The organism is Methylocaldum sp. 14B, from assembly GCF_002005105.1.
In the GTDB taxonomy this organism is placed as follows: Bacteria; Pseudomonadota; Gammaproteobacteria; order Methylococcales; family Methylococcaceae; genus Methylocaldum.
Map to the genome: position 1 here is coordinate 1 of NZ_MSCV01000048.1, position 23328 is coordinate 23328.

Below are 23328 nucleotides of genomic sequence, written 5' to 3' on the forward strand. Positions count from 1 at the left end.
ATGATCCGGAACGGCGTGGCGAGCAGGAAGCCGTCGCCATGCCGGGAGAGGCGATGTAAAGTTTCCATGTGCCAGACATGGGTGCGGTCGGCGTGTACTTTGCCTTCGGAGGCGAGCAGATGGAAGGGCGCGAGGCGAATGTCGTCCAGCGAATGGACATGCCAGCAGCAGCGCCGGTAGGCATCGACGAAACGCTGGGCATCGCGGGCTCGTTCGGTATAGCGGTCTCGTAACGCCGAAACGTCGAGGCCCCGCGTTTCGGCGGCGGCGATCCATTCCAGGGCCGGACGCAACATCGCCTTACTGGCGGCCCCTACGGCACCGTATTGCCGGGTCAGCAATTCCTTGGCTTTGAGCGACCACGGCATCAGTTCGCAATCGAGAATGAACCAGTCGGTCTGGAACTCTTCCCAGAATCCTGCAGCGCTCAAGGCTTCGCCCAGACGATCGAGTACCCCCTTTTCCAAGTCGGGCTCGTTGAAGAAGCGCCGCCCGGTGCGGGTGTAAACGATACCCCGGCCTTCGCCGGCCACTCCGAAACGGCGCAAGACCGCCGCTTCATCCCGGGCAATCGCGACGACAGCACGGGAACCCATGTGCTTCTCCTCGCACACGACGGAACCGACACCGGCCTTACGATAATAGTCCAATGCCTCGCGCGGATGTTCCAGGAAGCCGTCGAGTTCGCTGGTCTCCGAGGGAGACATGGTGGGCGGCAGATAGACCAGCCAACGTGGGTCCGCCGCGAAGCGGGTCATGACTTCCAACGCCGCCGCGGCGTTTTCGGGGCGAGTCGTAACGGTATGTCCTAACCGCGGATGGAGAATGCGTTTGCCGGACACGTCGGCGTAATCGAGCAAATCGTCAGCCGCCTGTTGCAGTGAAAGTGTTTCGGTCTGAGCCGAAAGCAGCGGGCGAACCGGTTCGTAGTAGGTGGCCATCGCCGGCGCGGCGACCAGTTCCTTTTCCGGCCAGCGCAGGGCCGTCAGTTCGCCGCCGAACACGCACCCGGTGTCCAGGCACAAGGTGTTGTTGAACCATTCGGCGCGCGGTACCGGTGTATGCCCGTACACCACGGCGGCACGTCCGCGGTAATCGGCTGCCCAGTTGTAACGGACGGGTAGTCCATATTCGTCGGTTTCGCCGGTGGTCTCGCCGTACAGGGCGAACTCGCGAACCTTGCCGGACCCACGGCCGTGCATGGTTTCGGGAAGACCGGCGTGGGCAACCGCCAGCTTGCCCCCGTCAAATACGTAATGGCTGACCAGGCCGTCCAGGAATTTTGCGACCGTGTCCCGGAATTCCGGAGTTTCGCTTTCCAGTTGTGCCAGCGATTCAGCCAGGCCATGGGTCTTCTGGACCTGACGGCCGCGCAACGCCCTGGCCAGCTTCAAGTCGTGATTGCCGACTACGCAGTAGCCGTTGCCGTTTTCCACCGCCCCCATCGCCAACCGCAATACGTCGGGGATGTTGGGGCCGCGATCCACCAGATCTCCGACAAAAACCAGCTTGCGTCCTTGCGGATGAAATACGGCGATATTGTCGCCGTCGCGGCGCACTTCGTAACCCAAGCGGGTGAGCAGCTGCACCAGTTCGTCGTAACAGCCATGCACGTCGCCGATGATGTCGAACGGTCCCGTCTCGGTCTTGCGGTTGTTCCACAGGGGTTGACGGTGAATCTCCACGCTGTCGGCCTCTTCTGGAGTGCGCAGCCGGTACACGTAGCGGAAGCCTTCCCGTTCCAATCCGCGCAGCGAGCGGTTCAGGGCGGCGGCCTGATTGCGGACGACGTGGGGACCGAACGACCGGTCCGGCCGTTCGGCGTTGCGCTCATGGCAGACATGCTCCTGCATGGCCATGACGATGGCCACGGGCAAGCAGTGGTATTCCCTAGCGAGCACCACCAGAGGCTTGCGATCCTCGGCCCGGACGTTGGTGGCGTCCACGACCGCGAGACGTCCCCTTTTCAGGCGTTTGCCGACCACGTAATGAAGGATGTCGAAGGCATCGCCGGTCGCCGACTGGTCGTTTTCATCGTCGGCCACCAAACCCCGGCAGTAATCCGATGAAATCACCTCGGTGGACAGAAAATGCTTCCGGGCGAAGGTGGATTTACCGGATCCGCTTGGACCGATCAACACCACCAGGGACAATTCGGGAAGCGTGATCTTCATGCCGCCTCCCGCTCGAACACAGCCATTTGCGTCGGTGCACCCAACTCGGGGTCGATCTCGCCGATAGGTTGGAAACGCACTTGATAGCCATGATGGTCGGCCACGCGCCGGCCCCAGGACTGGAACTCCGTCCGCGTCCACTCGAACCGATGGTCGTGATGGCGCAATCGTCCCGCCGGGAGGGTTTCGTAGCGGATGTTGTATTCCACGTTAGGCGTGGTCACGATGGCGATGCGCGGCCGGGCACAGCCGAACAGCACTTTCTCGAAAGCTGCCAGACGCCCCAAGTCCAAGTGCTCGATCACTTCGATGGCCAAGGCGGCATCGAACCCTTCGATGCGCGCATCTCGGTAAGTCAGCCCGCCGTGAAGCAGCGTAATCCGATCCCGTACCCGCGGCGGCAACCGGTCCAGGTTCAGACGCTTCGCGGCGATTTCCAACGCGCGGATCGACACGTCGAGGCCGACCAGTCGGCCGATGCGACTGTCCTTCAACAACCGGGATAGCAACTTCGCCTCGCCACATCCCAAATCGACCACGGACTCTGCTTCGGCAGCATGCAGAACCTCCAACACGGCGCGAATACGAGCCTCATTGAGGGACAGGGGGGACTCGACCGCCGCCTCTTCCGAAGTGATGAAGGCCATATCGTTCACCGCCATATTTCCAACCTCCGTGACCGGACCATTCGGTTCGATGCCGTCGTCCTCTTCGGGCACATCGAGTCGGGAAAGGGCTTCCAGAGCCAGGCTGCGCTGGTGACGCAGATAGCGGCGGGCGATCAGTTCCTTCTCCGGGTGCGTGGCCAGCCAGCTTGCACCATGGCGCAGCAGTTTTTCCAGCTCATCCTGACCGACCCAGTAATGCTTCGTGTCGTCCAGGACCGGCAGCAGCACATACAAATGCGACAGGACGTTCTTGACGGTCGTGCAGGCGGCAAGGGTCAGCGCCACATAAGGACTGTCCCCCCACTCCGGGAAATGTTCGTCGAGGGGCAATCGGGTCGCTTCCACCTCATAGCCGAGCGGCTCGAATAGAGCGTGAATCAATCCGGTTTCTCCCCGGACCGATACGGCAGGCAGCTTTACATTCAGCGATAACCGTTGCTCCACCAGGTCCGGCCGGGCATTGCAGCGGCCCTGCAAGGCCGAGGAATACACCTCGCCGATGGCCACCGACAGGAATGAAGAAGCGGTATAGGGGCGATCGTTGACGTATTGGTCCAGCAGCCCGCGGCTTGCCTGCGTCTTGCCCCGCACCAGCCCCACCGGATCGACCGCCACCAACAAGCACGCGGTGCAGCGGTCGGGTGATGCCTCTGGATAAAACACGTGGGCCTCGCCGAAGCTGAGGGAAAACGTCTGCACCCTGTCCGGATGCTTATGCAGCAGAAATCCCAGATCCGTTGCGGGCGACTGGGTGTTGGTGAGGGTCAGGAGCATGAAGAGCTTCCATGGTGAGGGGCATGATCACATCCATCCATCAGGGCGGAAGCGGAAAACGTCGACGCCAAAATCGACCGTATCATCCGTGTAACGATGGAGTCAGCGATTTGAGTTTAGCACGCGAAAGTGCAGAACGAGGTTTCACGGGGGGGGCGACAGATTAAGGGCAACTTGAAAGGCAGGTATGCCTTTTACAACTGTCACTCAGATTTGGATCGTTGAGGTCCGCCCTTGACCAAATTTACAATTCGAACAGGGCTTCGTGAAGTCGACATTCTAGCTGGCTGATGCTCAAACGCGAACGGTAGAAATGGCCGTTAAGCAATCATTGGGCGCGCTATATATCTGTCCGGCGGCAGTTCGGCCGAAGCAGCCATTCGGCTCGCTCAATACCGCTTATTCATGAGCGTCCGCTTCCTTTGAGGCCGAGCGAGTGCTTCGTGCCAACCCCTGCGGTTCGACCATACGTGGACCCGATGGCGGCTTCCGAGCGGTCTTACGTACCCGCGCACCATTGGGCAAGTCTCGGCCGAAAGCGAGCGTTCGGCGCAAATTGGCAGGGACGTGGGCCGTGAGCCTCAAAGTGCCGCGAGCATTTCCACCAAAGCTCTGAGCCCGATCACTTCAACATCCGCCTTGATGGGATAGCGGTCGCTACCTCCATACACGACAATACGTCGATCCGGCCGCAGATCATCGCAGGCGATCTGGAAGCCTTTTTCCAACTTTGGAGACAGACCTCGCTTGATTTCGATAGCCCACAGGCCTTGGCCCGGCATCTCCAGTAGCAGATCGATCTCGGCGCCGACGGCGGTGCGGTAAAAGCTTGGCAGTGTTTGCTCCGGTGCAGCCGCGAGCAGATTTTCGATGACAAAACCTTCCCAACTCGCGCCAACAGCGGGATGGCCACTGAGCGCGTTATAGTCCGTCAACCCCAGCAGGGCATGGGCTATGCCGCTGTCTCGAAGATACACCTTTGGGGACTTGACCAGGCGTTTGCCAAGATTGGCGTGGAACGGCCGCAGGCGGCGGATCAGTAACAGATCGACCAGTAAATCGATGTAGCGTGTTACGGTTTGCGCGCTGATCATCAGGGAGGTGGCAAGGCGCGAGGCATTCAACAGGTCGCCCTGCTCATAGGCCAACATCGTCCACAGGCGCTCGAGGGTCTCCGCCGGTACCCGTGGACCGAATAGCGGAATTTCCCGCTCCAGATAGGAACGGATGAAATCCCTGCGCCAACGCAAGCTTTTCCGATCGTCCGCCGCGAGAAAGCTGTTGGGAAATCCACCCCGCACCCATAACCGAGCGACGTCTTCGCCATTGCCGGCCGAGGTTTCCAGAATATCGAATGGCCCCATATTGACGTAAGCGATCCGGCCCGCCAAGCTCTCGCCGGATTGGCGGAGCAAGCTCAGGGAGGCAGACCCCAGAATCAGGAAGCGCCCGGTTCGATAGCCGCTGCGGCGTCCCTCATCGATCAGTCCGCGCAGGCTCTGGAACAAATCCGGCATTCGATGGATCTCGTCCAGAACAACCATGCGGTCCCGGACGTTTCGCAGGAATAATTCCGGATCGGTCAATTTGGCGCGGTCTTCCCGTGACTCCAGATCCAGGTAGACGGAAGGACGCTCCTGCGCCAGGGTCAAGGCCAAGGTGGTCTTGCCGACCTGGCGGGGGCCTATCAAGGCGACGGCGGCCTGGTCGCTCAGGGCTTCTCTTACGATGGGCAGAATACGGCGAGCAATCATCCTTGCATATTATCCATCATGTGGATGATATACAAGGTTTGATAAACTATTGGCGAGCCATGATCTGACGAGATCAGTTGGATCGAAGCCGCTTTCTAGTCCCCAACAACTCAAACTCGCCTCCTACGACCGGTTCTTTCCCAACCGGGACACCATGCCGAAAGGCGGCTTCGGCAACAATACCTCGATCCTGGTGCATCGCAATGAACTGAAAATCGCGTTGGCGCCCGCCTCGATAGAGCCAAGCATGAGTTCAGATGGATTTCCGATAGCCACCGAAGTGCCCTATACGGCCAGAAACAGAGGTTGCTCTCACCGTCTGAAATTTGGCCTCAACGACCATTCGTCTTGACCGATACCGGTCGTTCACGAATGTCCCCTTCCTTCAAACTCGAGCGAGCAGTACGCGCCCTTAGGATACAGTCGAGTAAATTTCTTGAGAGACCGTGTATGGACCGGAAATTAAAGGGAAACCCGCCGCTCACGCTGTGGAGTGCCCAACTTTGCCGAATAGTCCCCTTTGTACTTGTAGGCACAAGATGGCCGCGGTTATGGCTAGCATCCAACGTCCACCCATCTCGTTAAAGATCATCCACGTCAACGTCAGGGGTTCATTGCGCACCACATGGGCCTGTTGCGCCATGTCCTGAAGCTGGATTTCCAGCGTTCCCAGCAATACAAAAGGGCCGGTGAGGCCGACGATGAATATCGACGTCGGCACACCCAATACCAGCAACACCGCGCGTTCGACCCAGCGCCGCGTGGGCCAGGCCATCAGGAGGGACCCTTCGATGACCACCGGAACCAGGGTATGCATCAGATGGGTTCCGGTCGTTACTGCCAGGCCCGCCGGAATCTGTTGGCCGCCGCCCAAGGGCAACGGCTGCAACAGCCAGGCTTCGAGCTGGATGAGGACATCGTGATTGTCCGCGACCAGTTTGAGCGACGGTGCGTATTCGGGGGCAACCGACAGGATGACGAACCGGAACAGCGGCAACATCAGTTCCGCCAAGGGTGCGCTGAGATAGATTCCCAAGGCCGACAATCCGAGCCAGGCCGCCACGGCTTTCGCGGAGAGCTTGAGCCAATCAGCGCGCTGCATCGGCGGATCGCAAGGCGCCCGCCGCCCACCCGGCGAAGAACAGGCAACCGATCACGATGATCAAGGTCGGCGCGAGATAGGTGTGGATCAACTGGAACCAGTCGCGATAATGGGCGATGACGAAATACAGCCCGCTGATCCGGATCAGGTTGAGGCCATACATCAACGAAACGCCCAAGCCGATCCCGATCCATTTGCGCGTGATCGTAGAAGGGAAAGCCAAGATGGCCGAGATCACCAGAAACAACGCGCCCGCGCCGTCGCAGCCTCGGACGATTTCCAGGTCGGCCTGTGGCGACACCAGCCGATTCTGAACAGCCGACACCCGTTCCGTGGGCGTGAGCAGATTGATCAGGTCCGCGCAAAGCGTACCCAATCCCCGGTGATACAGCTCTCTGAACACGTCATCGGGTATCTGGAAATAGGCGTAGTGGAACGCCCCATACCATCCGAGGAAGAGCAGCAGTTGAAGCCACCCGGGCGTATACATTGAACGTTTGTGAGACCGAAGCGTTGGCATAGGAAGCTTCATTAAAAACTACTCCATTGTTTTACAACGGCTGGGGATGAGTCATTCCAAGGATGCGTCTTACGTCATCAGGCTTGGTTTTGTAGCAACGAATCATCTGCTCACAGTAGTCGCCGACAGTCCGAATTACCAATGCGCCCGAGCTCAGCTGTTTTAAAGTTGGGCGATCGGCGACGTCATGGATGTCGTAATCCAGTGGGTCAAACTCGTTTGCCTTGAAATCCGAAACGAAGCTGGCCTTCAGGTCAACTCCGAAGACAGAATCAGGAGAAAGTGAAGCCGGCGCGACATTGAAGAGACGAGCAACTCTCATCAATGCGGACTCGCGAATTTTGCGTCTATTTCTTCCACGTTATTTTCTCGCTATTTACCACTGCCGAAAAACGAGGGCGCGAGTGGCTGCGGCTTCTAGAGCCCGTAGGCTGGGTTGGAGCGTTGCGAAAATCCGGCACCGCCGAGCCTTGAAACGCTGGGTTTCGTTCCGCAACCCAGTCTTCTACGCGGGCTTGGCGAACGGCAATGCCGATTGGCGACAAGACCATGACAATCAGACCCCAGACCGGGACGAACGGTACGTCCGCATCGGCGGCTGCTACCAAGGGGTCGCCACCGGTGTGATACTCGGCCAATTGGTGATGCCGTCCGTGCAGAGAATGCTTACGGTGGACTTGGTAGGGGATCGGGCGTTTTGGTCGGAGCCAACGATTGACGTAATCGGTTGTAATTGACCGTGCCGTTCGGATCGCCTTGTTCGGCGCTCAGTTTGAACAATTCGAGCGCTTTGACGATGTTTTTGGGAACGCCTTTGCCAAATTCGTAGGCCAATCCCAAATTGTTCTGCGCGGAGGAGTAACCTAAATCGACCGCGATCTGCCACAAACGAACCGCTTCGGCGGGATTCGCTTCGACACCCTGGCCGTTATCGTATGCCAATGCCAGATTGTTCAACGCATTGACCTGATTCTTTTCGGCCGCCATCCGAAACCATTTCACGGCTTCATGGTAATCCTTGTCGACACCAAAGCCGTTTTGGTAGGCCCAGCCGATATTGTTTTGAGAAATCGCATCGCCTTGCTCCGCCGCCTTCCGGTACCATTGCAAAGCCTTCTCGTAATTTACGGGTACGCCGACCCCATTGGTATAGGCGTGGCCCAGCGCGTGCTGGGCTTCTGCCAAGCCTTTATTGGCAGCCAACTCGTACCACTCGATGGCCCTTAGGTAGTGTACTTGGCCAAAGGCGCCGATACGGTAGAGGTTGCCCATGGCAAATTGAGCTTGAGGATATTCCTTGATGGCCGCCGACTTGATCAGGCGTAGCGCTTCTTGCGGGTTCTTATTGACCCCGACGCCTTCCGCATAAGCCACGCCCAGATAATACTCGGCTTCCGCGTTGCCGTTTTTCGCATGTTCCTGGATGATTCCCAGTGCTTGGGCATACTTGCCTTCGTTTAACAAACGCAAGGCCTCATCCAGGTTGCCCGCAAGCAGGGCAGGCGCGAAAAGGGACAAAAATAAGCTCAGTATTTTTCCATTCATCGAGTGCGTCCCAAAGTTCGGGGGAGAGTAAGTGTCTTTTGCCATAGATCGCTGGCGTCTACTGCACCGCATCCCAGCCGCAGAAGAAGGGAATCGAATACGATATCGCCTTTGAAATCGTCTCTGCCCCCGATTTCTGCGGTACATTTCTTTTCTTACACTCAATATCCTGGGTAAAAAAACTCATATTCTCCTGTCCGCATTCGATGAACAATGTCGAAAGGATTCACGACTACTCCTATTTCTGCTTTTTGATTTTCACCCTCCAACTTTCCGACGTGCCTAAACTCCTCGTTTATTTTCCAAATCGAAAGCGTCCTTCTCAAACTGATCGAGCTCGGTTTTTGATAGACCAAATCGTGTTGGTTCCAACCCACTCGGATCGACCGCCATAATCGGATTCCCCCCGACATAGGCATACAGGTTCAAGCCCCCACAAAACCGATGGGGTCCTCCGAGATGAACCGCCCGACCGTCGCATCGTAATACCGCACCCGCATGTAGTACAGGTTCTGGCCCTCGGCCACCGACAAGAGCACCTTGCCTTGTTATGTTTCTTTGTGGCTTATGCAAGTTGTGCTGGAATTCGAATCAGTTTCCCAAAGTCAGTTTTCCAGATATCAAGTTCATAGAGGTTTCCGTCCTGATCGAGATTCAGTGAGGCAAGAACCTCGACGCCGTCCTCGTCCGTAAATTGACATTCACTTGCCCGTCTCCCAAATTTCCGATCTTCCACCTGCGATCCGTCAGGAAACAGTCGTAAACTCCCCATGCCGCCGTCTTCCATCTCGGAAACTCTTAGTTTCGCCCGCCAATCTTCACTCAGCACACCGATCTGAGCTTTCGAGAGCAGAAATTCAAGAAGCCTAACTTCATCTTTTGATGGACTACGGAGCACCATGAATCCATTCTACGTTAAGGTCCAGCCGAGCCTTGAAACGCTGGGTTTCGTGCCTCAATCCAGCCTACGGGGCTTATAACTTCTGCCACAAACTCTCCTCTATGGTCACCAAGTCACGCTGCTCTCCTTTCACATACTTCAGATTGAAGCTATCAATGGATGATGGCCAAGGTTCGTCATAACTATAACCTTCAAGCATATCAAGAACTCCATCCTTAACATAAAGCAGAAAACCTGCCCCGCTCGGCAGATCTGGAATTTCTCCAATTACATCACCAAATTTAACGTCAAGCCCTACTGTGCGACGCACATCTTCAGGCACGGCCAAGGTCGTATAGAAGCCAAATCCCGTAAACTCGCGCTTTACTACTGTGCACCGTGCAAGTTGCTGTCGTAGCTGATTGAATAACGGAAAATCACCATCAAGCAGCTTCTCGAGTATTGCTTTCTCGAATCTAGATAGTTCATTTTTCATGGCACGAACGCGGTCCCAATCTTTACAGCTCCATCAACAATATTTCCTCGAACGGTAATGGTTTCAGTGCCAACTTTTACGGTCGTTTCAAAAACTCCCGTTAGCCCCTGAGAACGAACGGCGGATTCGGTCGCCTGCTGGATAGCATTGAAAGCCTTCTGTTGTGAGCCAAACTGGTTTACCACACCGCTCAAATTGTGTCGTTCTTGCCCAAAAATATGCTTCAACTTGTTAGGATCTACACCCCTCGCAACATCGTCTAAGTGCTTCGCCGCAGCTCCGCCCAGAATTCCCAACAAACTCCTGCCGCCGCTATACAGGAGCTTGGCCGCTGCGGCACCGCCGCCAATCAGATCAAAGGGGCCAACCGTCGAAATCGCGCAGCCATTGCATTCCGTGGCCGCCAACCCGCTTGGGTCCACCAGATTGATGGGATTCCCCCCGACATAGGCATACAGGTTCAGTCCGCCGTCGAAGCCGATGGGGTCTTCGCTGATAAACCGCCCGACCGCCGCATCGTAATACCGCGCCCGCATGTAGTACAGGTTCTGGCCCTCGGCCATCACCGCGACCTGCCCCGCGTACTGGAACGGCTGGGGAACCGTTTCGGTCGCCGCCATCAGTCCGTAGGCTGGGTTGGAGCTTTGCGAAAACCCGGCACAGCCGAGCCGTGAAACGCTGGGTTTCGTGCCTCAACCCAGCCTACGCGGGCTTCACGTCGTAGCCATATTGCCGGGTTTTGTTTTCGGTGTCGTCATGACCAACCGGTGTATTCTGGAATGATGCACCTCTTTATGTCGGCAGCATTACACACATTTGCATTGGCGCATCTCACATGTTAGTTCACGCTAATGCGCCGTAATTTTGCCGAAGGCGTTCTGCATATTCTGGTGGAACAACCCGTTCACGAAAACAGTTTGGCATGGCAGTTTTCAGAGCCCATTCGACATCATGCCCTAAGCCATGTTGCACAGACTCTCGGCAACCTAAGATGCAAACTTCCAAGCTACGCTCACCCCAGACTGCCCATTTCCCTGACTGTGCCAGCCACACAACCTTCTCGGAGTTTGCTAACAAGGAGTCGGCTGGGCTCTCGTCAGGGTACTGGTTAAGCAAATTCCAATATTCGTCAGCTGACGCAGACACCGGAAGCACTGCCCAATTGAAGAAGCCAAACTCATTCTTGTAGTAATCTGTTGGATCGGGGTCGAGAACTGCTACGAGCAACGAAACATCACCACAAGAACGGCAGAGGGCCTGAATTGCAGGCCAAAACGTCGCAGACATTGCCCAATCAAACTCTTCAAAAGCGAAACGACTGAACCCCTCACGAAAAACTTGCTCGGGAAGTCTCGCTTCTATCCGACAACACTTTTCGACCTCCGCCTTGTACGCTGCAAAGGTTTGATCATCCGCGATAAACGTACTGGTCAGCATCACGGCGCTCCCTGTTCAAGTCGAATTTTTAGATCAATAGAACTGCTGCCGGGCTTGTAATAATCCGCAGTTGGGCTGCCGGTTGACTTAGCTCCGTCGCGCAAAATGTATTTCGCACCATCCTTCTCAAGGATGATGGCTTTGCCATCCTTGCTCACAGATCGCGTGAAACCCGAATCGATGAGATTTTTCTCAAACTCCGACTTCGTTACGTCGGTTGCTCGATTCGCGTAACGACTACCCGCACGAGTCACGTCATAATAAAGTGACGATGCTCCCTTAGCCAATCCATTAAGCAGATTGCTAACTTTACTAGTCGGTAAGGCAAAGCCTATAGCAATATCAAAAGCATCTTTTTGAAATTGAACGATTTGAGCTTGCGATAGGCGCGCTCCTTCGGAGGGACTTAGCCCGCTCGGATCGACCAGGGTAACCGGATTCCCCCCGACATAGGCATACAGGTTCAAGCCCCCTTCAAAGCCGATGGGGTCTTCGGAGATGAACCGGCCGATGTGGGCATCGTAATACCGCGCCCACATGTAGTACAGGTTGTCGCCCTCGGCCATCACCCCGACCTGCCCCGCGTACTGGAACGGCTGAGGAACGGTCTCGGTCGTCGCCATCAAGCGGCCGTAAGGATCGTAGGCATAGGTGTTGACCGTCTGTTGCCCGGCGTTGCTGAGCGCCACCGTGTGGCCGGTGCCGTCGAAGTGGTAGACGTAAAGGGCGTTGGTCTGGGCCTCGACCAGGGCGGTGAGCCCGAGGCCGTGGATGTAGTACCGTTTGATGGTGTTGTTTTGGTCGGCCTCGGCCAGGAGGTTGCCCGCGGCGTCGTAGACGTATTTCGTGACGGTGCCGTTCCGCGTCGCCCGGATCCGGTTGCCGACCCCGTCGTAGGTGTAGCTCGTGGTGCCGCGGCCGGTCAGGCGGTGGGCGGGGTCGAAGCTGAAGGTGGTCGCGCCGTTGCTTTGCAGCTGGCCCTCAAAGTCGTAGCTGTAGGGGGTGGCGGCGCCGTCGAGCTGGGTGCCGGTCAGCCGGGTCTTCGGCGTGTTGTAGCTGTAGGTCCGGGTGAGATTGATGAGCTGTTCCGGGAGCCTGGGTTCGGTCACCAGGGCCTTCGTGCGGTTGCCGTTGGCGTCGAGGGTGTATTGGTATTGAGCCAGGGTCTGGCCGTTGGCGGTGTGGGTCAGCTGGGTCAGGCGGTCGGCAGCGTCGTAGCCGTAGGTCGTCTGGCTGCCGTTGAACCGATTCGTTTGGGTCAGCCGGCCGGCGGCATCGTAGGTGTAGCTTTCGGTCTGGTTGAGCCCGTCGAGGGTGACGGTCTGCAGCCGGTTCAAGGCATCGTAGGTATAGCTCACGGTCTGGTTGCCGGGATAGGTGAGCGTGGTGAGGTTGCCGGCGGCGTCGTATTGGTACTGGACCGTAAAGCCGTTGGGGTCGGTGTGGGCGGTGAGGCGGCCGGCGGCATCATAGGTGTTGCTGGTCGTCCCGCTCGGATCGGTCATGCCGGTCAGGCGGTCCAGCGCGTCATAGGTGAAGCTGACCGTCTGGTTGCCGGGGTAGACGATCTGGGCGAGCTGGCCGCTTGGGGTGTAGCTCGTCGTGACGGTATCGCCGTTGCGGTCGGTGTGGCTATTGAGACGCCCGGCGTTGTCGTACCCCGAGGTGTTGAGCTTCCCTAAGGGATCGGTGCGCTGGATGAGCAGACTCCGTTTGTCGTACTGGAATTGGGTGACGGCCCCGGCCGGGTCGGTGAGGCTTAAGAGCCGGCCGATGGCGTCGTACTGGGTGGCGACAGCAGGATGCGTGCCGGTCTTCGCGGTGGCCGGATGGCCGTTGCCGTCGTAGGTGTAGTGGGTGACGGCGTTCTTGGCGTCGGTGCGGCTTTGTACCAAGCCGGCCGCGGTATAGGCGGTGGCGCTCTGTTGATTGAGCGCATTGCGCGCGGCGATCGGGTGGTGCTCGGCATCGTAGTCGATCTCGGCCGCGTGGCCGAGGGCGTCGGTGACCCGGATCAGTCGCTGCTGGGCATCGTAGGTGAAGCCGGTGGCCTGGTTCAGGGCGTTGACCGTCTGGACCCGGTTGTGCTGGCCGTCGTAGCCGTGCTGGGTGACCTGGCCCAGGGGATCGGTCTGTTGGACGACATGACCCTGGCCGTCGTAGCGGGTCCGAACGATCTGGCCCAGGGCGTTTTCGACGGCGATCGTGCGGCCGGTGTCGTCATAGGTGTAGGTGGTGCGATGGCCCTCGGGGTCTTCCTCGGCCGACGACCGGCCGGTGTAGTGGAATCGGTACAGCGCGGAGCCGGTCTGCCGCGGAGAGGTCTGCTGGATGACCCGGTGGTGGTCGTCGTAGACGTTGCTGACGATGACGCTGTTGACCGGATCGGTCACCGTCACAATCTGGTGATTGGCGTCATAGCCGTATTGCCACAGCTGGTTCTCGGCATCGCGGAATTGGGTCAGGTCGTCGCCGGTGTAGCTGTAGCTGACGCTCCGGCCCTGGTTGTCGGCCACCTGGGTGAGCCGGCCGTTCGTGTAGGTCAGGGTCAAGGTGCGGTTGTAAGCGTCCTTGACCTGGGTCAGCCGATCGTTGCCGTCATAGGTGAAGCTTAAGGTATTGCCGTCGACGTCGGTCAGCCGCTGGATTCGGTTTTGAGCGTCGAAGGCCAGCACGGTGCCGAAGCGCTCCCTGAGTTCAAAGGTGCCGTCGGCCAGCTGGACCAGCTGGGTGGTGACGCCCGGCGGCGCCACGTAGCTGCCGTCCGGCAGCTGCCGGTAGCTCAAGGATCGGTCGCCGAGACGCACGCTGACGCTGGTGTCCAAGAGTTGATCGGTGGCCCACTGCGCGACCAGGGCGCCAACGGTCCAGGCTTGAAGACTCGGCTGGGTGGGCGCCATCAGGTCGCGGGTCACAACCGCGGCGACGATGAGGGCGGCGGCATCCCGGGGGCTCCTGAGGCCCAGGGCAGTCTTGACGTCGCTGTGCCGGCTGAGGCGGAGATGATAGCCGTGGGTCCAGCCACGGCCGAGGCCGGCGCTCGCCTGATTGACCTGCTGGCTGTTGTAGTAGCGGGCCAGGCTCAGGCCGCGCGCGCCTGCACCGCCCAGGCGGAGATCCGCGGCCTGGTTGAGGTAGGCGCCCGAGCCCAGATCGACCGGATCGGCGCCCTTGGGGGTCGGGACGTTCCCCGGCGGCACCTGCACCGGGGCGTAACTCGCCTGCGCCGCCGGCGTGCTCACGGGCCCCAGAAAGGAGCCGTAGCCGCCCTGCAGGCCGCCGCCGATGATCATCCCGAGGCTCCGCTGGCTGCCACTCACGCGGTAATCGATGTAGCCCTTGCCGTGCCAGGCGTTGAGCGCCACCTGGCCGTTTTGCGGCAGAATCAGCGTGGCGCCGGCGTTGACGGCCGTTTGCAGGTCGGCGAGATCGTTGGCGCTGTAGCCGCTCAGTTGGCCTTGAATACTGCCGAAATTGCCGCTGTTGGCCAGAAAGAACTTCTGCCCGCTCTGGTTGTTGAGGGCGAAGATCTTGACCGTGGACAGGGCCGCCTGCGCGGCGCCCTGCGATTGCTCCAGCACGCCGTGTTCCAGCGCGCTGGCGATCAGGCCGGATGCCTGGAAGGCGCCCGATACGGCGGTGCTGCTTTGCGGCAGGACCGGGGAGAACTGGGCCTTGACGTCTATGAAGTAGCCGTCCTCCTGGCCGACGATGCCGAAGCGGTGATGCTGAAGGATCCGGTGGTCGCTCACGGCGCCGAGCAGATCGGACGCCAGCTGGGTCTGCTGCATCCAGCCGAGGCCGATGACGTTGAGGGTTTCCGAGAGCACCTCGCGCGAGCCGTTCGCCGCCCCGTGCAGGGTGAGCTGGTCGAGGTAGCGTTGCCGCTCGGCCAAAAGGCTGCTGTCGCGGTCGCCGCCGAAGGCCGAGGCCAGCACGTAGGCGCCGGTCCGTTTCAACGTGAAGGTCGCGCATTGGTCCGCGAAACGGGCACCCGTGAAGCACGGGTTGCTGACGCTGGCGCTGTAGGGGTGGTCGACGGTCAGGGTCAGATGGGTCAGGTCGCCGGAGGGCGTGCCCTCGGACAGCAGCAGGGTGTCGTCGAGATACAGCTCGGCCACGGGGGTACTGACCACGGCGCCGGTCAAGGCCACGGTCTGCGAGCCGATGGAATTCCCCTGGTAGGTATAGTTGAAGGTCAGGCTGGCATTCTTGCGGCCCGCGCTCTGGCCGACGCCGGTGAACTTGACCTTGACCTGGACGCTGCCGTTGGCCGGAATGTTCTGCGTGCCGCCGCCCGAAACGAATTGGAAGGCGCCGGCGCCGGTGCCGGTGATCGTGCTGGTGACCTGGATGACCACCGAATTGGGATTGCCGGGCGTCCAGGTAAACGTCGGCCCGTCCTGGCCCGGCGCCACCGTGCCGAAATCGGTCGCGCCGGCCGGCGGCGGATCGATCGTGGCACTGTCGCCGGCATAGCTGAGACTCAGTTTTTTCCCGGCGATCTCGGGGATGTTCAGCGTCGTATCGAGGCCGCCGTGTTGCAGGCGGACGGTGTGGATGTAGCCGGAGGGAATGTCGGTCCAGGGGCTTTGAGTCGGGGTGCCGGGAAACGGCAGCGCAGCCGGCAGGCTGGCGCTGTCGTCCGGGAGGATGCCCAAACCGCCGGCGATGTCGCGGACCCGCGCATTAGGGTAGTTTTGCTGGAGCTGCGCGGCCAGTTGCGTGGTCAGCGTATTCAGCGCGTTGTCGAGGGCGCCGGCATCGAGGCTCTGGATGGAATGGCTGCCGGTGATGCCGCCGGCCGCGCTCAGTAACGCCGCCGGGTCGTAGCCCATGGCGGCCGCCAGATCGATGCCCGCCAGCTTGTCGCTCGGTTTGAACGCCGGGTCCAGGGCGACCGTGTTGCCGTTGATCGTCGCCACCACCCAGACCCGATCCAGCGTGAAGCTGGTCCCGTGGTTGACGGCCGGAATGCCGCCGGTGGCGATCATCGTGCCGATCACACCGGCATTGGCCTCGGTGCCCAGCCAATGGGCCAGGTCCAGGCCATCGGCGGCCGACACCGGGATGGTCATGCTGCCGTACTGGAACTGGGCGGTGAACCCGGCGGCCCGGAGCAGCGCCACCAGCAGGGCGGCCTGGTCGAAATCGTTGCCGCTGCGTTCCTTCAGCGTGAGGTAGGGGCCTTTCAGCGCGCCGTAATACGGCACGTAGGCGAAATGATTGCGGACGAACTGGTAAATGCGGCGCGGATCGTTGTCCAGGGCCGCCGCCAGCTGGCTGAACTCGGTGGCGGCCGGCACCAGGCCCTCCGCCGCCGCGGTGATCTCCGCGGCCGCGCGGGGCGCGGCGGTCGCGCCCAATAGGTGTTGCCGCTCAGCCTGCCGGTCGCGCTCCTGCGCCAGGGTCTGTTCGCGTTGGGCGACCACGCGTTCGGCCGATTCCGGCGAGACGAGCTTGGCGCGCTGGTCGATCCAGCCCTCGGGCGCGGCGAAAGGCTCTGCCGAGACCAGCCCAGCCAATGTGACGAACGCCACGAACGGCACCCAGAGGGCCATCGGGGCCACCCCGCTTCTTCTTGTTTCCGGCTTCATGTCAAAGGCCCCGGTTTTTCTGGTTCAGTCGAGCGGCGATGCGCCACAGCGCCACGGCCATCAGGAGCAAACCCTCGGCCGGCACCGCGGGCACGCTCGCATGGGCGGTGCCCGAGTTTTGCTGGTTTTGCAAGGGATCGGTATTGCCCTGATATTCAGCCAGGTTGGTGATCCCGTCGCCGTCGGTATCCTGCGCCGCATCGGCGGGATCGAGCGGGTTGAAACCGTACTGCGCTTCCCAGGCGTCGGGCATGCCGTCGCCGTCGTCGTCCGGGTCGGCGAAGTTGGCGATCAGATCGCCGTCGGTGTCCGGGCTGTTGCTGACCCCCTGGCTGGTAAAGTTGCCGGCCTCGTCGTACTGGAAGGCCAGCGCCGGGCCGTCGGACCGGGTTGCGCTCACGAGCCGGTTGAGGTCGTCATAGGCATAGTTGATTTCGACGGCACGAACGCTCGGCAAGGCCAGCCCTGACAGGAGACCCGCGCACAGCGCTAACCGAAGGTTCCGGTGGCGATCCGTGGACCGGCACTGGGGATTGAAGGCCAGGACGATTCGGTGAGATCGCCGTTCAGGCCCTGAAGAGGAGTGACGCGTTGCGCGCGTGTCTCGTTCCATAACGCCTTACCTTAAGTTTTTGAACCGGTATTTCGAGGCGCCATGGCAAAACAAGGGCGACTAGGCCCAACCCCCCATAAAACGCATCGTTTAAGTTTTGTGTGAATCGCCGGTCGACGAAGGCGGCGATATCGTTACCGGGGTTGACCCCTCCGGCCGATACCCCTTGTCCGTTGAACCGCGGCGGACGGCGCTCGTACGGTTCCCACCGTTCGGTTGCGTCCGTCACCCGCAATTGCGCCAAATTCACCGCTAAAGGCGATCTTAAAAGTCGCCGCGTTACAGGGTTGTGTCAGTGGATGGTGAATATTCACATCCATTGCTGTGACATAGTTCACTGATTTTTCCCAGGCGTTTTGGCTTCCGCACATGGGAATACGTCGCTCTTTCCTAGAAGTAGCCTGTGTATCTGATGGCCCACGGGCTGGTCGTGGCCGTTACCACTCCCATCTTTTGATGATTGTGTCCGCCAGTCGAGGCAATCATATTTGCAAATAATCCCGGTCCGCGGCGAAGGATTGCAGGCCAGCCGGATGGATTGCAGGTTCTCGGATTTTCCATTGCAGGTCACTACAGTTAGAGTCGATTCTGCCGGCCGAATTCGCCGCCCGCATCAAGCGCGTCGGCATCGTCAACGCGATGGACGACGAAAACTTCGCGGCGGCCGTCAAGGCGACCGGACGCAAGAAATTCATCATCGCCGGCGTCACAACGATGTGTGCACGGTCTTCCCGGCATTGAGCCTGGTACGCGAGGGCTATGCGGTTCAGGTCATCGCCGATGCCGGCGGTTCGCCGAGCCAGATCGGCGACGACATGGCTCTGCGCCGCATGGAGAAGAACGGCGTCACGCTGTCCAGCACGAACCAGGTGATCGCGGAACTTGCGGGCAACTGGAGCACCCCCGAAGGGAGCGCGATCGTGCAGCAGGTGGTGATGCCGGCCCTACAAGGCTGAGGGAGACGAACAACGCTTACTCAGCGGGGGATGTTGGTAGTTGACCTGGATCAGTGCGCCGAACGTCCCGGCGCCCCCTGAGGTGACTTGGCTACATCATCACCGTTTCCTGCCTTCTCACGCGCAAGGTCGGAGGCTATTTGGGCCAGCCCGCCCATGAAGAATCGTTTGAAGTGCTCAATGGCAGCGTCCGGTTGATTGGCGATAGCCTCTTGTGGTGCCGCGTGTTCCAGCATTTTGGAGCTCCCGAGCAGAAGCAGGGCGAACGGCGCGATGATGGCGAGTCTGCTGCGCGCGACCGCAGGGTGGTCGGGAGGTACCCCTAGAATCTCGCTGATGAACGCGGTGGCGATTTGCATTTTGGGGAGGAGTTCCCTCTCCAGGAGGATTGGAAACGCGGTGGAGGGGTGGAGTATTTCCCGACCCAGCACGCGCAGGGCCCAGTTGGAAGACATCGGACCAAGAACCGCCCGTAGCATGCCGTCGATGAAGACGCTCAGCTTGTCTTCCGGACGCCCCGGGGCTTCGGAGATCTTCTTCAGGAACTCCAAATCCATCAACCGGTGATGGGCCTCCACTAGGACTTCGGCGTAAAGGCCATCTATGCCGCGGAAGTAGTAATTCACCGCTGCCGAATTGACTCCTGCTCGTTCGGCGATTTCCTTGCCGGTGGCGTAGGCAACCCCTTTTTCGGCAAATACCTCGCCTGCAGCCTCGAGGATCTGCCACCTTGTGGCTACGCCATCGTCCCGGTGACCGGGCAATTTTCGATTTCGCTTCTCTTGTTTCATGGAAAGAGCATACCGGGAAAAGCATGTCTTATGAACGTAAATTTAAATTTCAAATTCGAATTTGACAAAAGTGGTGGCTGCACCCATTCTTATGCCATGAACACGAAAGCTCGCATCATCATTCCGACAGCTCTCATCCTGGTAACTCTAGGCGGCGGATGGTGGCATATCCATCGCCCTTCCGCAGAGGGCTTGCTGACCGTGTACGGCAACATCGACTTTCGCCAAGCCTCCGTACCGTTTAATGGAACCGAGCGAATCACCGAGATCCTAGCGGAAGAAGGCGATGTGGTCCGCAAAGGGCAGGTGCTGGCCCGCATGGATACCAGCCGGCTGGTGCCCCAATCGATCCAGATCGAGTCCGCGGTAGATGCTCAGAAAGCGGTCGTGGAGCGCCTCCGAAACGGCAGCAGGCCGGAGGAGATCGAACAGGCTCGGGCGAACCTGGTATCCGCCAAGGCAGACGCCGACAACGCCAAGGCTCTCTACCGGCGGCGGAAAAATCTGGTGTCGAGTGCGGCCATCAGCAAGCAGGATTTCGATGCGGCAAAGTCGGCCGCCGATGTGGCGGCCGCGAAGGTGGAGGTTACTGAGAAGGCACTCAGGCTCGCGGTCATCGGACCACGCCTGGAAGACATCGCCCAGGCCGAAGCCCAGCTCAAGGGCTACGAGGCGCAGCTGGCACTGATTCGCCGGCAATTGGCCGACGCCGAGTTGCGGGCGCCCTTCGACGCCGTGATCCAGTCGCGGCTGATGGAGCCGGGAGAGATGGCGTCCCCGACGAAACCGGTGTTCTCATTGGCCACCATCGGGACAAAATGGGTGCGGGCGTACGTTCCCGAGCCGGAGCTCGGGCATGTGCATTCCGGATCCCGCGCGAAAATCCTGGTCGACAGTCTTCCCGATCATCCGATCGAGGGTTGGGTCGGCTTCATCTCGCCGGTCGCGGAGTTCACGCCGAAAACGGTGCAGACCGAAGACCTGCGCGCCAGCCTGGTTTACGAAATCCGGGTGTTCGTCGAAGATCCCCAGAACGTGTTGCGCCTGGGCATGCCGGCAACAGTGAAGATTCCGCCGGATGCAGACGGACCTGCCCGCGACCGGGCACGGCAATGAGCCTGCAAGGCCTGACGCATCCGGTGGAAATTCGCGGGGTTCACAAGACATTCCGCCGTGAAACGGGCGAGACCGTCAAGGCCATCGACGACGTTTCCTTTGCGGCACGGCATAAGACCCTCACTGCGCTGGTCGGTCCCGACGGAGGCGGCAAGACGACCCTCCTGCGGATGCTTGCCGGCCTGGTTTTCGCCGACAGTGGAACGGTACGGGTTCGGGGCATCGACGCCTCGTCCGACCCGCAGGCCATACAGGACCGCATCGGCTATATGCCCCAGCGGTTCGGCCTCTACGAAGATCTGACCGTCCAGCAAAATCTGGATCTGTATGCCGAACTGCACGGCATCAGCCCAGCGGCGCGCATGGCGGTCTATCCCCGCCTGCTGCAGATGACCGCCCTCGGCCCGTTCACCGGTCGCTTGGCGGGAGCGCTCTCCGGCGGCATGAAACAGAAACTGGGCCTCGCCTGCACTTTGGTCCGTTCGCCCGACCTGTTGTTGCTGGACGAACCGACCGTGGGCGTCGACCCGTTGTCCCGCCGAGAGTTGTGGGAAATCGTGCGGCGTCTGGTGCGTGAGGAGGCGTTGACGGTCATCGTCAGCACTTCCTATCTCGACGAGGCCGCGTTCTGCGACCATGCCGTGGTCCTGCATCAAGGCAAAGTGCTCGCGGAAGGGACACCGGAGGAGATCACCTCTCGGGCGGAAGGGCGCGTGTTTTTCGCCACCTCCTCCGAGGGCTCCACGGCCCGCTCTCTGCAGGCACGCCTGTTCAAGCATCCAGGTGTGGCGGACGCCGTACCCGAGGCGGGGAAGGTTCGGGTCGTTACCCGCTCGTCGCGCGTCCCTCAAGATGATGGCGGAGAGGGCGGCCTCGAGTTTGAACCCGCAGCCCCGCGCTTCGAAGACGGCTTCATGGCGCTGTTCCGAGCCGCGGTCGGCGAGATCCATTCCCCATCCATCACGCTGGGCCGCCGTCCCAGCGAGGCGGTCGGCGTTCCTTCCGTGGAAGTTCTCGATCTGGTTCGGACCTTCGGCGACTTCGTCGCCGTGAACCATGTGTCCTTTCAGGTACGGCGCGGGGAAATCTACGGACTGTTGGGGCCGAACGGGGCGGGCAAGAGCACCACCTTCCGCATGCTATGCGGGCTGATCCCGGCCACTGGCGGGCGCCTCCGGGTAGCGGGGGCCGATTTGAGGACCGCCCGTGCCGAGGCACGGGCGAAACTGGGCTACGTCGCTCAGAAATTCTCGCTCTACGGCGACCTTTCCGTGGATGAGAACCTGGATTTCTTCGCGAGCGCCTATGGTCTGCGCGGTTCCAGAAAACGCGACCGCATCGCCTGGGCGAAAGACCAGTTCGATCTCGGCCCGATGTCGGCCTTGCCGGGCGGAAAGCTGCCGGGGGGGTACAAACAGCGGCTGGCGATGGCCACGGCGCTGCTGCATGAACCGGAAATCCTGTTTCTGGATGAGGCGACCAGCGGTGCCGATCCTCTGGCTCGCCGCGAGTTTTGGGGCCGGATCACGGCCCTGTCGGAACAGGGGGTGACCGTCGTCGTCACGACCCACTTCATGGAAGAGGCCGAATATTGCGACCGTGTGATCATCATGGATGGCGGCATCGCCCTGGCGGAAGGCTCGCCGGCGGCGATCCGCGCCCAGGGGGAGCCCCGAAGTGGGCAGCTGCCCACCATGGAGGATGCCTTTATTGCCATCGTCGAGCAATCCCGGCACAGCGTAGGGAAGGCGGCGCAATGACCGGCCAGGAGCTGATGGCGCGAAGCCGTGCCCGGCGGGTATGGGCATTGATCCGCAAGGAAACCTGGCAGATCCTCCGGGACCCCAGCGCCATCGCCATCGGCGTCGTCCTGCCGATCGTGATGTTGATCCTGTTCGGCTACGGGCTTTCCTTCGATCTCAAGCATCTCCCCGTCGCAGTCGTCGTCGAGCACGCTTCCGAAGAGACCTCCGCCGTCAGCGCGGCGCTGAGCCTTTCGAGCTATTTCCGGGTACACCCGGTCAATACCATGGCCGAGGCGGCGAGGCTGATGACCGAGCATCAAGTCAGCGCCGTCGTTCGCTTTCCGCCCCATTTCGCACGGGATGTGGCGCGCGGCGAAGCCGATCTGTTGGTGGCGGTCAACGCGACGGACGCCAACACCGCCCGCATCGCGATCAGTTACGCAAGGGGCGCGGTAGCGACCTGGCTGGCTCGCGAGATCGCCGAAGGCCGCGCCGCTGCAGGCGGCTCTGCTATCGCCATCGAGGGCCGGCTGTGGTTCAACGAGGCCAACGAGAGTTCCTGGTTCCTGGTTCCGGGCCTGATCGTCCTGATCATGACCTTGATCGGAGCCTTGCTGACCTCCCTGGTCATCGCCCGGGAATGGGAGCGCGGCACCTTCGAGGCGCTGTTCGCGACCCCCGTTCGTCCCGTCGAAATCCTGCTGAGCAAAACCGTGCCCTATTTCGTCATGGGCATGTTCGGGCTCGTCCTTGCGGTTGCCGGCAGCCAGTTTTTGTTCGCCGTCCCCTTGCGTGGGTCGCTTTGGCTGCTGGTGCTGGTCTCCTCGCTCTACCTGCTGGTGGCGCTCGGTATGGGACTGGTGATTTCGTCGGCGACCAAGAGCCAATTTCTCGCCAGCCAGATCACCTTTCTGGTGACCTTCCTGCCAGCGACCCTGCTGTCGGGCTTCATCTTCGACATCCGCAGCATGTCCTGGGGCGCCCAGATCGTGACCAGCATCTTTCCTGCCCGCTATTTCGTCAGCTCGCTGCAGACCCTGTTTCTGGCCGGGGACGTGTGGCCCATCATCCTGCCCAACGCGCTCGTCCTCGCCGGCATGGCCGCACTGCTCATGGCCATGGCCGCCAAGGCGACCCGCAAGCGCATCGACTGAGGTTGC

General features: G+C 60.4%; 18 protein-coding genes. 4 read left to right on the forward strand and 14 right to left on the reverse strand.

Annotation, left to right across the window (positions count from 1 at the left end; translation table 11 throughout):
• The 13 genes from B2A78_RS24230 to B2A78_RS24295 all read right to left on the reverse strand — a co-directional run.
• Window positions 1–2174, reverse strand: a 2174-nt coding sequence (locus tag B2A78_RS24230; RefSeq protein WP_077732624.1) for a polynucleotide kinase-phosphatase, incomplete at its 3' end; no start/stop codon positions are given.
• Window positions 2171–3616, reverse strand: a complete 1446-nt coding sequence (locus B2A78_RS24235; RefSeq protein ID WP_077732625.1) for a 3' terminal RNA ribose 2'-O-methyltransferase Hen1 — start codon at window positions 3614–3616, stop codon at window positions 2171–2173. The genes B2A78_RS24235 and B2A78_RS24230, both read right to left, overlap by 4 nt.
• 581 nt (window positions 3617–4197) lie before the next feature.
• On the reverse strand, window positions 4198–5370 hold the full coding sequence (locus B2A78_RS24240) for an ATP-binding protein (RefSeq protein ID WP_077732626.1): 1173 nt from the start codon (window positions 5368–5370) through the stop codon (window positions 4198–4200).
• Window positions 5371–5851: 481 nt separating this feature from the next.
• Complete coding sequence (locus B2A78_RS24245) at window positions 5852–6472, reverse strand: hypothetical protein (protein ID WP_077732627.1); 621 nt, start codon at window positions 6470–6472, stop codon at window positions 5852–5854.
• A complete protein-coding gene (gene xrtM, locus B2A78_RS24250; protein WP_240502664.1) occupies window positions 6459–6962 on the reverse strand; it encodes an exosortase family protein XrtM in 504 nt (167 codons plus the stop codon). Before xrtM ends, B2A78_RS24245 begins: the two co-directional genes overlap by 14 nt.
• A 61-nt stretch (window positions 6963–7023) precedes the next feature.
• A complete protein-coding gene (locus tag B2A78_RS24255; RefSeq protein WP_077732628.1) occupies window positions 7024–7314 on the reverse strand; it encodes a hypothetical protein in 291 nt (96 codons plus the stop codon).
• A gap of 344 nt (window positions 7315–7658) precedes the next feature.
• Complete coding sequence (locus tag B2A78_RS24260; RefSeq protein WP_168175544.1) at window positions 7659–8537, reverse strand: tetratricopeptide repeat protein; 879 nt, start codon at window positions 8535–8537, stop codon at window positions 7659–7661.
• Window positions 8538–9102: 565 nt separating this feature from the next.
• Window positions 9103–9438 (reverse strand): hypothetical protein, encoded by a 336-nt coding sequence (locus tag B2A78_RS24270; RefSeq protein WP_077732631.1) that lies wholly within the window; start codon window positions 9436–9438, stop codon window positions 9103–9105.
• Window positions 9439–9511: 73 nt separating this feature from the next.
• Window positions 9512–9913: a hypothetical protein gene (locus B2A78_RS24275; protein ID WP_077732632.1), complete on the reverse strand. Its 402-nt coding sequence runs from the start codon at window positions 9911–9913 to the stop codon at window positions 9512–9514.
• Window positions 9910–10533, reverse strand: coding sequence for an RHS repeat-associated core domain-containing protein (locus B2A78_RS24280; protein ID WP_077732633.1), 624 nt, complete (start codon window positions 10531–10533; stop codon window positions 9910–9912). The genes B2A78_RS24275 and B2A78_RS24280 overlap by 4 nt, the downstream gene beginning before the upstream one ends.
• Window positions 10534–10756: 223 nt before the next feature.
• Window positions 10757–11350: a hypothetical protein gene (locus B2A78_RS24285; protein WP_077732634.1), complete on the reverse strand. Its 594-nt coding sequence runs from the start codon at window positions 11348–11350 to the stop codon at window positions 10757–10759.
• A complete protein-coding gene (locus B2A78_RS24290; protein ID WP_077732635.1) occupies window positions 11350–16947 on the reverse strand; it encodes an RHS repeat-associated core domain-containing protein in 5598 nt (1865 codons plus the stop codon). Before B2A78_RS24290 ends, B2A78_RS24285 begins: the two co-directional genes overlap by 1 nt.
• A 1-nt stretch (window position 16948) precedes the next feature.
• Complete coding sequence (locus tag B2A78_RS24295; protein WP_168175545.1) at window positions 16949–17404, reverse strand: RHS repeat protein; 456 nt, start codon at window positions 17402–17404, stop codon at window positions 16949–16951.
• A gap of 644 nt (window positions 17405–18048) precedes the next feature.
• Here B2A78_RS24295 and B2A78_RS24300 point away from each other — a divergent pair.
• Window positions 18049–18516 (forward strand): isochorismatase family protein, encoded by a 468-nt coding sequence (locus B2A78_RS24300; protein ID WP_205780894.1) that lies wholly within the window; start codon window positions 18049–18051, stop codon window positions 18514–18516.
• Window positions 18517–18566: 50 nt separating this feature from the next.
• On the opposite strand, the gene B2A78_RS24305 is transcribed toward B2A78_RS24300, so the two are convergent.
• Window positions 18567–19307 carry a CerR family C-terminal domain-containing protein gene (locus B2A78_RS24305; protein WP_077732637.1) on the reverse strand — a complete coding sequence of 247 codons (741 nt, stop codon included), beginning with the start codon at window positions 19305–19307 and terminating at the stop codon, window positions 18567–18569.
• 96 nt (window positions 19308–19403) lie between these two features.
• On the opposite strand from B2A78_RS24305, the gene B2A78_RS24310 reads away from it, so the two are divergent.
• The 3 genes from B2A78_RS24310 to B2A78_RS24320 are packed head-to-tail and all read left to right on the forward strand — an operon-like array spanning window position 19404 to window position 23322.
• Window positions 19404–20423 (forward strand): efflux RND transporter periplasmic adaptor subunit, encoded by a 1020-nt coding sequence (locus B2A78_RS24310; protein WP_077732652.1) that lies wholly within the window; start codon window positions 19404–19406, stop codon window positions 20421–20423.
• Window positions 20420–22183, forward strand: coding sequence for an ATP-binding cassette domain-containing protein (locus tag B2A78_RS24315; protein WP_077732638.1), 1764 nt, complete (start codon window positions 20420–20422; stop codon window positions 22181–22183). The genes B2A78_RS24310 and B2A78_RS24315 overlap by 4 nt, the downstream gene beginning before the upstream one ends.
• Window positions 22184–22197: 14 nt before the next feature.
• Complete coding sequence (locus B2A78_RS24320) at window positions 22198–23322, forward strand: ABC transporter permease (RefSeq protein WP_143735305.1); 1125 nt, start codon at window positions 22198–22200, stop codon at window positions 23320–23322.
• Window positions 23323–23328: the final 6 nt, after the last annotated feature.

What these genes read in the sequence shown, in the direction of transcription:
- B2A78_RS24235 (WP_077732625.1), bottom strand. Translation starts at nt 3,616, where the DNA reads ATGCTCCTGACCCTCACCAACACCCAGTCGCCCGCAACGGATCTGGGA.
- B2A78_RS24240 (WP_077732626.1), bottom strand. Translation starts at nt 5,370, where the DNA reads ATGATTGCTCGCCGTATTCTGCCCATCGTAAGAGAAGCCCTGAGCGAC.
- B2A78_RS24245 (WP_077732627.1), bottom strand. Translation starts at nt 6,472, where the DNA reads ATGCAGCGCGCTGATTGGCTCAAGCTCTCCGCGAAAGCCGTGGCGGCC.
- xrtM (WP_240502664.1), bottom strand. Translation starts at nt 6,962, where the DNA reads ATGTATACGCCCGGGTGGCTTCAACTGCTGCTCTTCCTCGGATGGTAT.
- B2A78_RS24255 (WP_077732628.1), bottom strand. Translation starts at nt 7,314, where the DNA reads ATGAGAGTTGCTCGTCTCTTCAATGTCGCGCCGGCTTCACTTTCTCCT.
- B2A78_RS24260 (WP_168175544.1), bottom strand. Translation starts at nt 8,537, where the DNA reads ATGAATGGAAAAATACTGAGCTTATTTTTGTCCCTTTTCGCGCCTGCC.
- B2A78_RS24270 (WP_077732631.1), bottom strand. Translation starts at nt 9,438, where the DNA reads ATGGTGCTCCGTAGTCCATCAAAAGATGAAGTTAGGCTTCTTGAATTT.
- B2A78_RS24275 (WP_077732632.1), bottom strand. Translation starts at nt 9,913, where the DNA reads ATGAAAAATGAACTATCTAGATTCGAGAAAGCAATACTCGAGAAGCTG.
- B2A78_RS24280 (WP_077732633.1), bottom strand. Translation starts at nt 10,533, where the DNA reads ATGGCGGCGACCGAAACGGTTCCCCAGCCGTTCCAGTACGCGGGGCAG.
- B2A78_RS24285 (WP_077732634.1), bottom strand. Translation starts at nt 11,350, where the DNA reads ATGCTGACCAGTACGTTTATCGCGGATGATCAAACCTTTGCAGCGTAC.
- B2A78_RS24290 (WP_077732635.1), bottom strand. Translation starts at nt 16,947, where the DNA reads ATGAAGCCGGAAACAAGAAGAAGCGGGGTGGCCCCGATGGCCCTCTGG.
- B2A78_RS24305 (WP_077732637.1), bottom strand. Translation starts at nt 19,307, where the DNA reads ATGAAACAAGAGAAGCGAAATCGAAAATTGCCCGGTCACCGGGACGAT.
- B2A78_RS24310 (WP_077732652.1), top strand. Translation starts at nt 19,404, where the DNA reads ATGAACACGAAAGCTCGCATCATCATTCCGACAGCTCTCATCCTGGTA.
- B2A78_RS24315 (WP_077732638.1), top strand. Translation starts at nt 20,420, where the DNA reads ATGAGCCTGCAAGGCCTGACGCATCCGGTGGAAATTCGCGGGGTTCAC.
- B2A78_RS24320 (WP_143735305.1), top strand. Translation starts at nt 22,198, where the DNA reads ATGGCGCGAAGCCGTGCCCGGCGGGTATGGGCATTGATCCGCAAGGAA.